General features: G+C 59.7%; 14 protein-coding genes. 10 read left to right on the top strand and 4 right to left on the bottom strand.

What is annotated here, in order from left to right; genetic code table 11:
* On the bottom strand, positions 1 to 801 hold an 801-nt coding region (locus ACGVJ8_RS05625), incomplete at its 3' end, for an N-acetylmuramoyl-L-alanine amidase (protein ID WP_392346206.1).
* 32 nt (positions 802 to 833) lie between these two features.
* Between ACGVJ8_RS05625 and purB the strand changes: the two genes are divergently transcribed.
* Positions 834 to 2,129, top strand: coding sequence for an adenylosuccinate lyase (gene purB, locus ACGVJ8_RS05620; protein WP_392346204.1), 1,296 nt, complete (start codon positions 834 to 836; stop codon positions 2,127 to 2,129).
* 33 nt (positions 2,130 to 2,162) lie between these two features.
* On the opposite strand, the gene ACGVJ8_RS05615 is transcribed toward purB, so the two are convergent.
* Complete coding sequence (locus ACGVJ8_RS05615) at positions 2,163 to 2,441, bottom strand: hypothetical protein (protein ID WP_392346202.1); 279 nt, start codon at positions 2,439 to 2,441, stop codon at positions 2,163 to 2,165.
* Between the two features lie 297 nt (positions 2,442 to 2,738).
* On the opposite strand from ACGVJ8_RS05615, the gene ACGVJ8_RS05610 reads away from it, so the two are divergent.
* Both ACGVJ8_RS05610 and ACGVJ8_RS05605 read left to right on the top strand, forming a co-directional pair.
* Positions 2,739 to 2,954 (top strand): Nif11-like leader peptide family natural product precursor, encoded by a 216-nt coding sequence (locus ACGVJ8_RS05610; protein WP_392346200.1) that lies wholly within the window; start codon positions 2,739 to 2,741, stop codon positions 2,952 to 2,954.
* A gap of 117 nt (positions 2,955 to 3,071) precedes the next feature.
* Complete coding sequence (locus ACGVJ8_RS05605) at positions 3,072 to 3,206, top strand: hypothetical protein (protein WP_392346199.1); 135 nt, start codon at positions 3,072 to 3,074, stop codon at positions 3,204 to 3,206.
* A 10-nt stretch (positions 3,207 to 3,216) separates the two neighbouring features.
* Here ACGVJ8_RS05605 and ACGVJ8_RS05600 read toward each other — a convergent pair whose 3' ends face one another.
* Complete coding sequence (locus ACGVJ8_RS05600; protein ID WP_392346197.1) at positions 3,217 to 3,636, bottom strand: DUF2808 domain-containing protein; 420 nt, start codon at positions 3,634 to 3,636, stop codon at positions 3,217 to 3,219.
* Positions 3,637 to 3,722: 86 nt separating this feature from the next.
* The gene (locus ACGVJ8_RS05595; protein ID WP_392346195.1) at positions 3,723 to 3,884 is read right to left on the bottom strand and encodes a hypothetical protein; all 162 of its coding nucleotides are present in this window, start codon (positions 3,882 to 3,884) and stop codon (positions 3,723 to 3,725) included.
* Positions 3,885 to 5,503: 1,619 nt separating this feature from the next.
* Between ACGVJ8_RS05595 and ACGVJ8_RS05590 the strand changes: the two genes are divergently transcribed.
* The 7 genes from ACGVJ8_RS05590 to ACGVJ8_RS05560 all read left to right on the top strand — a co-directional run bounded on the left by ACGVJ8_RS05590 (position 5,504) and on the right by ACGVJ8_RS05560 (position 9,788).
* Positions 5,504 to 6,811 (top strand): hypothetical protein, encoded by a 1,308-nt coding sequence (locus ACGVJ8_RS05590; RefSeq protein ID WP_392346193.1) that lies wholly within the window; start codon positions 5,504 to 5,506, stop codon positions 6,809 to 6,811.
* A 98-nt stretch (positions 6,812 to 6,909) separates the two neighbouring features.
* Entirely contained in the window at positions 6,910 to 7,170 is a 261-nt protein-coding gene (locus tag ACGVJ8_RS05585) for a hypothetical protein (RefSeq protein WP_392346191.1), read from the top strand.
* 113 nt (positions 7,171 to 7,283) lie between these two features.
* The gene (locus ACGVJ8_RS05580) at positions 7,284 to 7,460 is read left to right on the top strand and encodes a hypothetical protein (protein WP_392346189.1); all 177 of its coding nucleotides are present in this window, start codon (positions 7,284 to 7,286) and stop codon (positions 7,458 to 7,460) included.
* 17 nt (positions 7,461 to 7,477) lie between these two features.
* Positions 7,478 to 8,380 (top strand): bifunctional DNA primase/polymerase, encoded by a 903-nt coding sequence (locus tag ACGVJ8_RS05575; protein ID WP_392346187.1) that lies wholly within the window; start codon positions 7,478 to 7,480, stop codon positions 8,378 to 8,380.
* Positions 8,380 to 8,502: a hypothetical protein gene (locus ACGVJ8_RS05570; protein ID WP_392346185.1), complete on the top strand. Its 123-nt coding sequence runs from the start codon at positions 8,380 to 8,382 to the stop codon at positions 8,500 to 8,502. Before ACGVJ8_RS05575 ends, ACGVJ8_RS05570 begins: the two co-directional genes overlap by 1 nt.
* Positions 8,503 to 8,507: 5 nt before the next feature.
* Complete coding sequence (locus ACGVJ8_RS05565; protein ID WP_392346208.1) at positions 8,508 to 9,287, top strand: VapE domain-containing protein; 780 nt, start codon at positions 8,508 to 8,510, stop codon at positions 9,285 to 9,287.
* A 264-nt stretch (positions 9,288 to 9,551) separates the two neighbouring features.
* Positions 9,552 to 9,788 (top strand): hypothetical protein, encoded by a 237-nt coding sequence (locus ACGVJ8_RS05560; protein ID WP_392346183.1) that lies wholly within the window; start codon positions 9,552 to 9,554, stop codon positions 9,786 to 9,788.
* Positions 9,789 to 10,181: the final 393 nt, after the last annotated feature.

Raw genomic sequence — 10,181 nt, 5'->3', positions numbered from 1 at the left:
GCCCACCTCAGCCTGAACACCGTCCTCCCAGAAGGTTGGGCTGACATCCATGGCTCCGATAAGCACCCGGCGGTGGCTTGCATCCCAGGCGAAAGGCAGCTCATAACGCTCCAGCAGATCGGAGGCCAAGGCCCAGGAACGGCCCAAGGAATCCAACTGCACCGAGAGCGCACGGCCTCGGACCTGAAGTGTCGTGGTGCCCCGGAAGGCAAGCAGCTCCTGCTCAGGACGCTTATCCGAGTCCCGCAACAGCGCCTGAATGCGGTGCCGCAGCTGCTCCCCTCCATCGGTGGCACCGTTCTTGGATAACTGCAGCAGATCCCAGCGCTTACCCGTCCTGCCCCAGATCACCGGTCCGTAGTTGTCATGCATCCAACAACCATCGCGGTTGGAGGCTGCCTCGGCATGGATCATCATCACCTGCTCCACCGTGATCTGATCCGCGCCCCAGCCCCAGCTGTGGGCAACGGCAGCGGCCTCGGCGCAGAGGCTGTTGAGCTGCGGGCCCGTTGGGGGCTGTGTCCAGGGATCGGGCAAACCGCCCATGCAGGCACAGGACAGCGCGACGCTGTTGAGGTTGCGGCCGTTGGTGTGAGCCGGCAGATCCACGTTGTAATCATGCAACCGGTGCACACGGCCATCACCGCTGATGATCGAGTGATAATGCCCAGGGCGGATCCAGTCGTAGGGCGTTGCCGTCCAGTGCAGGTAGAGCGTTGGGGTCATCGCCCCAGGATGGCGATATTCCAGAGGTCGAACACCGGCACAGAGGCTCAATAAGGAGCGCGGAGGCGGCCCCATAGATTTGTTGGGTTGTTCAACCGAGCGCGCCGGTGATTGAGCGTTACACCCTTCCTGAGATGGGAGCCGTCTGGAGTGAGCAGGCGAAATTCCAGAGCTGGCTTGATGTGGAAATCGCTGCCACCGAAGCCAACTGCCGGCTCGGCTGCGTGCCCCAAGAGGCCCTCGACACCATCAAGGCGAAGGCCAGCTTCGAGGTGGAGCGCATCCTCGAAATCGAAGCCGAGGTGCGCCACGACGTGATCGCCTTCCTCACCAACGTGAATGAGTACGTTGGTGATGCCGGGCGCCACATCCATGTGGGCATGACCAGCAGCGACGTGCTGGACACGGGCGTGGCCCTACAGCTGAAACGATCCGTGGCCCTGCTGCGCACCGAACTCGATGCCCTGGCAGACGCTCTACGCGAACTGGCCCGGGCCCATAAGGGCACCGAAATGATCGGCCGCTCCCATGCCATCCACGGCGAACCGATCACCTTCGGGTTCAAGGTGGCCGGCTGGCTGGCGGAAACCGAGCGCAATCGCATCCGGCTGGAACGGCTTGAGCAGGATGTGGCCGTGGGCCAGGTGAGCGGCGCCATGGGCACCTATGCCAACACCGATCCCCAGGTGGAAGCGATCGCCTGCGAGATCCTCGGGCTCACCCCCGACACCGCCAGCACCCAGGTGATCTCCCGCGATCGCCATGCCGACTACGTGCAGACCCTTGCCCTGGTGGGGGCCTCCCTGGAGCGCTTCTCCACCGAGATCCGGAACCTCCAACGTACTGACGTGCTGGAAGTGGAGGAGAACTTCGCCAAGGGTCAGAAGGGCAGCTCCGCCATGCCCCACAAACGCAACCCAATCCGCAGCGAGCGGATCAGCGGGCTGGCCCGGGTGCTGCGCAGCTACACCATTGCTGCCCTTGAGAACGTGGCCCTCTGGCATGAGCGCGACATCAGCCACAGCTCCACTGAGCGAATGATGCTTCCCGATTGCTCGGTGACCCTGCACTTCATGCTGCGGGAGATGACCAGCGTGGTGAAGGGCCTCGGGATCTACCCCGAGAACATGCGCCGCAACATGAATGTGTATGGCGGTGTGGTGTTCAGCCAGCGGGTGCTGCTTGCTCTTGTGGGCACCGGCATGAGCCGAGAGGAGGCTTACCGGGTCGTCCAACGCAATGCCCACACCGCCTGGAATACAGCCGGCGGCGACTTCCACGCCAACCTCGAAGCGGATGGTGATGTCACCAGCCGCCTCTCCTCCGCGGAGCTGGCGAACTGCTTCAGCACCGCATTGCATCAGGAGAACCTGGGCGTGATCTGGGATCGACTGGGCATCTGATCCAAGCATTGCCCCAGCGTCTGCTGGGGCAATTCAGGGGAGCTGGTGATTTCCAGGATGCGACCACAGGCCTGAGGCTGCTCCAGGGCATCCAGGCACACCTGTGCCACAAGGCGGCGAGGAATGCTGTTGATCGGCGTTGGTCACCAGCACGCCCTCCGTGGCGCTGCGGCTGTCGTCTTTACTCAGCCGGATCACGATCCAATCCAGACAGCGTTGCTCCATGCGCTGTAGGCCTGCACCCCCCCACGCATCCACCTGCAAGGGACCCGCCAGATTGATCGAAGGGCGAGCACCCGTGGCGATCACCAAGGCCGTGCAGCCCTACAGCGCATGGAGCAACGCTTCCGCGGTATCCAGTTTCAGGCGATACACCTCCAGGCGCCTATCTCGCTGGGCCTGGGCAGGGGGCAATACGGACGCGGGTACGAACAATGGCTCGAACCGATTAACCACGCTTGAGCGCCTCCACTACCACGCACCATCCGGTTTTGCCGGAGGCACCTGACACCGCTGGTTGCGTCATCCCATCAGACCTGATCTGCGCACCAGTCAACAGGCAAGAGGCAAGACCAGACGGGGCAGAATCGGCATAACGTCTCCAGCCGCATGAGCACGGACCAACTCCGACAATTTTTTGCTCACATCTCCAGAGATCCTTCCCTCAGGGACCAGGTGCTGCAGGCCGTGAGTGCCGATGCTGCGGCCCTGATTGCCCAAGAACTGGGTTATGAAGTCTCCGGCGATGAACTGCTGCGGTTCTCCGGCAAGAGCTCCTCTGGCGTCAGCGTCACCAAGATTCAGCACCCTGGCGAATACCACTAGGGCACTGGAGCATGGCGTCCGGATCTGTCGAGATCCCTTAAACATATAAGGACTCGCAAACAAGGCTGGAATTTGCCCTCCAGCTGAGCCAGAACCGAAGGGCTTGTATTCCTTCTGATGGTACGCCTACTTCAGCTTTTGCAAGGGTCCAGCAACAACGCCGATCTTGCGGCATGGACAGCCGTGATCTTTGCCTCGATCACCGCACTGGTGATGTGGGGACTCTTCAATGCCTACCCGAACTTGCTCTAGAAACCAATAACTAACGGTACGGATCCTGCTCGTAAACATTCAGACGCAAGGTGGGTCCGAGATAACGAACGGGGTCTTCACAGTCCGCCAGGAGTTCTGTTGACCATTGATAAATACTGGACTGAGGATTAAAGCCATGGAAGACAACATTCACGGTTTGCCCCGGCTCAATCGCTAGATTGAATTGGATGTTCAAATCCTCTTCAGAGCCCGAGGCAAGAGCCGTGGCCAATCCGCTTGTTCCTTTCCCGCGAAGGGAATAATCATCGAGATAGACAAGAGGTTCCATACGGCCCCAGTCCCACTGATCAAGATTGGGCAACTGCCGTAAAACAACCACGCCTAAAGCATTGCCAGCTTCTGCAGGAACCACAACGGTGATCGTGGTGCGATTGCGCAAGCCTTCGGTTGATTCAGAATTGTGAATCATCACCCGATTGTTCCGACGAATCAATCAACCCTAGCGATGTCAAACAGAACAACATCTCAAGCTGAAGCGTCATCCCTCGATGAAGATCAGCAGTGTTGAGCCAACAAGGATTCGACCATGCCGGCCTGGCTCTGCAGCGCATAGGCCTCAACTTCTCGCTGGCGCTGCAGCGGCCCGAGCGACTGGGTCACCGTCAGCATGTGGTCCGCTGTTGAACGGTCGAGATGGTGAGCCAAAAACCGATCCACCTGCGCGGGACTGAAGCCACACTGCGCCTACAGCATCAAGCTGATCGTGGAAGACGACGGCGTCTCCAAACCATCCAAACAGTCCTGAACCATATGGATGGCCTCATGCGTCAGAACATCCAGCTGAAGTCCTGGCTGATCGCGCAGCCCCTACGACAAACAGAGACGGTTCACGCCCATGTTGTAGGCGGCGCGCTCGGCCCCCGGGCCGCAACGCTCGAGCCGATCAATCAACCGATCCGAGCGCGCTGAAAGTGAAATCGCTCGAGCTGGGGCCGCTCAGGCAGCCAGCAAGGCAAAAGCAAACAGCAGACGGATAAGCAAAGGCGAGATGCATCAGACGCATCCTGCGCCTACGCTCGCGCGCGGTTCAGCTATCAGCCCTTCAGTTGCTTCAAAGTTGCTGTGTTGTTCAAGCTGCGCCTGAGCGCATCGGAATGGCATTTTGCTGCGGCGTCATTCTGGTTATCCGAATTGGTGATCTGCCAATAGGATCAGGAACGCTGGGTTTGCAATGTAGTGGGAAAAGGTTTTGTTCCCTGCCTGATCATGTTCGCACTAATGGATCTTCTGGTGATCCCACAGATCAGGCGATTAAGAAACCGCTGAAATTCCAAATCTTGGTCTGAACAAAGTTCCAATCACCTCTATCAACCGCGACTTACAGGCCCAAGCCAAGCAGTGATCAAAACTTCAGACTGTGCGCTTGACGGAGCTGGTCATTGTTGACCAGCATGTGCCCAGATCAGGATTGGTTGCACCGGGCTGGTATTCAGCATTCTTCAGGGGCTCAGTTGACTTACCCCGCACCCACAGCAGCTGACCTGTGGAAGCATCACGCTTGCAACTCACCCACGCGTCAGAACGAGCAGCCGAGATATAAGCCAACAACAATCAACCAAGCAGAGCGGCGTGAGGACAACATCTGGTTTCAAAAATCCTTGTTAGTAAGCCATCAACTCACGCCAGAACAGTGCGGTGAGCGCGGTGGCTGCCAGCGCCAAAGCGAACCACGTTGCATCAGCTGCTGCTGCCCCAATAAACCGAGTGGTCAGCTAGAAGCCAACTTCGACTGATGTTCTGTCGCTCAGCCGATGTCGCCATCAGGATGTGTACTAATTCTCGGGGGCTCCGGGCGGGACGCGGACCCATGTCAGTGACAAACTGACGGCATGGTTCAAAAACCCTGGTTCCAAGCCAATATTCACGCCCCCGGCACAGGCTTCGCGTTGCTGATCATTGCCTTTTGCTTGTTACTTCAGACCATCCCTTCAGCGATCTGCGTGTTGACCCCCAGGACTGGATGGGATGCACCGTTGTCTCCGGAGAGGGTCAGGTACTGCAAGGGCGGCTAACGATGCCTCCAAGCGCCTCGTCACATCGAGGCGCTTGGAGGCATCGTTAGCGCTGAAATGTTTGAGAGGGGCCTTCCAGCCCCCATAAGTCATTTAAGTGATAGGCATGACTCACGCAATTACGGAATGAGTATTTATGGGGCCTCCAGCGAAGGACGCAGTCAACGCCTAATTCCCTAGGCAACCCTTGACGACGGACGGCGACCGTTCAAAACTTATTTGTCTGGATGTTGTCTGGAATTGCCCCGGAGGAACCTCACCGATATGCCGCCGTGGGAACAGCGGCTGGTGACCGTCACAGCGAAGTGGCAGGGCTTCAGCGTGGTGAACGACCGCGGTGTCATGGTGCTGCTGTTCCGCTCGAAGGGGCAGCCATCACAGCGGGTGAGCATGACCGGCTTCGACCCAGAGATCCGCTTCAGGGAGGAAGACGAGAAGCGAGCGATCACCTACATCCGCCAGACGTACAAACTCTGGGCTGAGGCCGATGGGGATCGGACGCTGAAGGATTGCCTGAAAGAGGTGAAGTCCACCAGCGACGTTCAGCCGCAAGCAGAGGAGGTGGTCACCTGGGCCACCATCGCCGCGGCCATGAAGGAAGCGAAGCTCGAGTTCGGCAAGAAGATCCAGCCGCAGACCTGGAAAACGAACTGGGCGCCGATCCTGGATGAAGCGGTGCGGATCCTCGGTAGGAAGAACGCTCCCAGCGATGGCTACGAGCTGCTCAAGGCCGTGCTGAAGAACTGGGCTGATGCACCAACGGTTCAGGTGGAATGTGGCCGCTATCTGGCCCGGTGGATGGAGTTCGCGGTCCGCCGCTACAAGGTCCCCCGCACCTGGCTCATCACCCAGGCCGACCGTGACGAGCTGATCCCGAAGAAACCGAAGAAGCGGAAGAAGGCCGTCCTGGAGGACGACGAGATCCTGGACTTCATCGAGCTGATTCAGCAGGAGAACCCGGCCTGGGCAAACCTGTTCCGGTTGCTGGCGCAATACGGATTGCGTCCAATCGAGGTCGAGCATTTGAGCGTGGTGCCAGACCCCACCAGCAAGACGGGAGAAAAGATCTTCTATTGCTCCTACGAGAAAGTCGACGGCCAGAAGGACACCGAGCTGCGGTATCTCCGCCCGATGCACTTCCGGCGATCAGAGGACGACAAGCCGGTGCAGTGGCCGCTGGTGGAAGCGTGGGAAGCGGGGGCGTTGAAGCTGCCAGACCTGCAGGCATTTAACGGTCACGCCTGCAATCGCTACCTCCACAGGAAGCGCAACGGAAAGCCCGCCGGGCCGGTTCAACAGCGATGGAAGGAGCTGATCGACAAATACGCCGCGCTCCCGACGAAGGACTGGGTGAGGCTTTATTCGCTGCGAGATGGCTTCGGCGTTCGCTCCTATCGGGAGGGGCTGGACAAGACCGTGATCGCAGCCGCGATGGGCCATTCGCTCGCGATTCATCAGCGTTCGTATCGGCAGCTAACGGAGCGGATTCAGGCTCGGGCCTTCGAGTCAAACGCGGAGACGATGCCGTGGCCGAGACACCCCCCATGGTGTCTCGGCAACGAAAGTCGCTGAAAAACCCGATCAGTGGCGTTAGGTTGCCCTCGTGATGTCGGAACCGCAGCAGCGCGTCTGCCTCCGGGGGATCAAACCGAACACGTCATCCCTGCTGGATGCAAAGTCCTAATCGCCCGATTCCGATCCGTTCCGGTCGTCTGACCGAATGGCCCGAGGGTCATGAACGTCAGCACCTGGAACGCCAGGTTCGGCACTTCACTAAGTGCCGTGTCCGTTTGGACTCGGACTTCTGCGTTGCCACCTTCGACCAAGGCAACCCAGATCAGAGACACCGGGACAAAAAGGCCAACTTCATGGCCAAGCTCCAGGCCGAGCTTCTGCACCACGAGAACTGGGATGGCACCCCCCGCACCTGAGGGTGCGAGCCATCGCAATGTCGATTGCGTCAATAACAGCAGCGCCACCAGACGCAGCAACAACAGCCGAAGTCGCCAGGGCGGCTGGGCTTAGCGACGAGTCAATTCTTCGGATGCGACGGGACCCCAATGGTCCTTTCCAACAGCACCGGGATTGGCAGTTCATCGGACTTGGCATTCGCAAGATCCGGTGGAACAAGGAGCAGGCGATCCAAAGCCTGTGGAACCACAAGCGGCAGCCTTCGGCGGAGGTGGAAACCTTCAGCCATGACGGCTCACCGCGTCGCTGAATCGGAGGGCACCACCGATGACTGCGACACAACAGCGCCCCGACTGGTGGCGCGATGAGTTCCGTTCGCTTGACGGGCTCCCCCTGCTCCCATGCGGTGCAGGTGACTCAAAGAAGGCACCCTTCCCGGACAACTGGCCAAACCTGAGCTTTAACCTCGACGAGGTGATGACGTACAGCGGCGTCCGTTGCATCGGAATGCGGTGCGGGTCAGATGCCGGCGGGATCTTGGTCGTCGACTACGACGGACTTTCCGCAATCCAACTTGCGGCTAACAAGTTCCCTTCGGATCTCAACGAGCCGGACTCCTGGATCATTGGCCGGGAGAACAATCCCAACCGGTACAAGGAGGTGTTTTACGTCCCCCAAGACCGCTGGGATCGGTGCGTCGGTAAGACCGCCTGGAAGACCGATGAAACCAAGAAGGAGCAGCTGGAGTTCTTCTTCAGCAGCGGCCATGTGATCGTTGCCGGCCAGCACGTCAGCTCCGGCGGCGAATGCTGCTGGCTCAACGGCAGCCCTGACGAGATCCGACCCATCCCGGATTCGGTTTGGGAGATGTACCAGGCGTCCATTGCCCGCGGCCGGCCGGCGCCCGGCAATTTCGTGGCGCGGCGCTCTCGGGAGGAAACCAACGGCTGGCGGGACAACGTGCCTTGCGAGATCTGCGGCCGGACTGACAACGACTGCCGGATCAGCAATGACGGCGACGCGATCCTCTGCCACAAGGGCAATTGCTGGAGCCCACCGGTGCTCGCGCCGTTGGCGAAACCATCGAACGTCTCAGCGGGGTCTGGGCATACGTCGGCGACCGTGCAAATCAGCACGGGCCAGGAATGGGTGCACTGTTCCGCCGGGAGGACCCGCAACATCAGTTGCGTAAAAAGCGCACCGCCCAGGCGGGCGAGGCTTTGGCCCTGATGAAGAAGGAGCTGGGCGATCAACCCATGCTCAACGTCCGCTCCCGCGGCATCCACTGCCATGGCCGCGAGTTCAGCGACGACGAGGTGGAGAACCTCTACCTGCACTTGAGCCGTGGCTAGCACAACTGGCCGAAGCGCCTAACGGCGGATACCTTCACCACCCTCGCGGCGGACGCCCCGTTCGATCCGGTGCAGGTCTATCTCGGGAATCTGAGCAGTGGGAACGACTGGACCAATGGCTGTTCAACATCGACGACCCAATCACCGCTCGCTTCATGCAGCGGTTTCTGGTGTCGTGCGTTCAACGGGTTTTCGAGCCCAGCTGCCAACAACGGCAGATGCCGGTTCTGCTAGGTCCTCAGGGGATCGGCAAGACCGTCCTTGGACGCGCTGTCTTAAGCGACGAGTGGTACGGCGACGGGATCAGCAGCGCGATGGATGTCGATGACATCACGCTGTTGGCACTCTGCTGGGGGTGCGGGTTCGCCGAGTTCGACGGCTTCACCCGCAAGGCCAGCGCGGAGAAGCTCAAGGCGTTCATCAGCCGGACCACCGACTTATGCCGGCGGAAATACGGCAAGGGCACGGAACCCATCCCACGGCGCTCAATGATCTGGGGGACGGCCAACCGTTCGCCACTGGTGGATCGAACCGGCAGCACCCGGTTCTGTCTGATCCCCCTGCCTGGCGAAAAGCTGCCTTTCGCCAGGGTGGCCCTTGGACGGGATGAGCTTGGGGCACGGGCCCTGGCGGAGTACCACAACGGTTTTCAGAGCTTCAGCACCGATGCCGAGCTGGACGAAATCGTTGGACGTAACTCTGGTTACGATCTCCCAGATCCATGGGCTGAGCTGATCGGCGGCTTCCCAGGCCGGCGGGTGGGCACGCCCTACGTCGAGCTTTAGGAAATCTATCGCTTCCTGGAGATCGGAGCTGAGCGGCAGAACGGCCACAACGACAAACGAATCACCGAGCTGGCTAAAGAAGTCGGTTGGGTACAGGGCAGCACCAACACCTCCCGAAGAAGCCGACGTTCGGTTCCTAGGGGCGGACGGGGTGTCCCGACCTTTGTGACGAACTCTTCCCTCTATCCCTCTTCTCTTCTTTCTAACTGTTTGAAGAAAGAGGGGTGAACAGGAGGGACAACACATCCACTTGCTTTCCATCACATGACCACTTCACTTCAAAGCACCGTCTGGAACCGCCACTGCCAACACGAGAACCGCAGGGCCGACTTCCTCATGCACCACGACTGTGCCGGGGAAGATCTAAGAGCCGTGAAGGAAGCCCTCACCCAGAAGATTGAGGAGGACGAAACCGTCCCCGCAGGTGCTGAATACGCCGGCTACGGATGCTGCTGTTGTCGTGGGTTCACGATCCAAGCGATCGAGCAGGAGAACCAATAGGACGGACGACGCTTCCAATTCGTCGCCGTTGCCAGAGCCCAAAACCTGCAACTCCCCCAGCTGGCGCAGGCGGGTATCTGGATTGATGGCGTACGCCACGGAATGGAGCACACCGGGGACAATCCCGTCATGGTGCGCCGGCCGTACCAGAAGGAAGCCACCCCGGTTGATGACGCAACTGATTTGACAGTCGCAACCTGATTACGACGCTTCACCAGCCCCTTGCGCCCCAGTGGATCTGGGGGCCTTCTTTCGCAATTTCTATTACGTCCAATCAGAAGCTGCGGAGGCTGCTGCGCTAATCAGCCCTTGGAGAGCTTTCGGTGGACCTTGTCTGCCTTCCTCAAAATTTTCTGCGCCTCTTCTCGTGTCAAGCACTCTTGAGCCCGGCAA

It is taken from the genome of Parasynechococcus sp. (assembly GCF_042954245.1).
Lineage (GTDB): Bacteria > Cyanobacteriota > Cyanobacteriia > PCC-6307 > Cyanobiaceae > Parasynechococcus.
Note: the sequence above shows the minus strand (reverse complement) of the source record. Positions and strands in the feature narration are given on the sequence as shown.

Coding starts and splice junctions, on each gene's coding strand:
- ACGVJ8_RS05610 (WP_392346200.1), top strand. CDS start 2,739: ATGAGCACGGACCAACTCCGACAATTTTTTGCTCACATCTCCAGAGAT.
- ACGVJ8_RS05605 (WP_392346199.1), top strand. CDS start 3,072: ATGGTACGCCTACTTCAGCTTTTGCAAGGGTCCAGCAACAACGCCGAT.
- ACGVJ8_RS05600 (WP_392346197.1), bottom strand. CDS start 3,636: ATGATTCACAATTCTGAATCAACCGAAGGCTTGCGCAATCGCACCACG.
- ACGVJ8_RS05590 (WP_392346193.1), top strand. CDS start 5,504: ATGCCGCCGTGGGAACAGCGGCTGGTGACCGTCACAGCGAAGTGGCAG.
- ACGVJ8_RS05585 (WP_392346191.1), top strand. CDS start 6,910: ATGCAAAGTCCTAATCGCCCGATTCCGATCCGTTCCGGTCGTCTGACC.
- ACGVJ8_RS05580 (WP_392346189.1), top strand. CDS start 7,284: ATGCGACGGGACCCCAATGGTCCTTTCCAACAGCACCGGGATTGGCAG.
- ACGVJ8_RS05575 (WP_392346187.1), top strand. CDS start 7,478: ATGACTGCGACACAACAGCGCCCCGACTGGTGGCGCGATGAGTTCCGT.
- ACGVJ8_RS05570 (WP_392346185.1), top strand. CDS start 8,380: ATGAAGAAGGAGCTGGGCGATCAACCCATGCTCAACGTCCGCTCCCGC.
- ACGVJ8_RS05560 (WP_392346183.1), top strand. CDS start 9,552: ATGACCACTTCACTTCAAAGCACCGTCTGGAACCGCCACTGCCAACAC.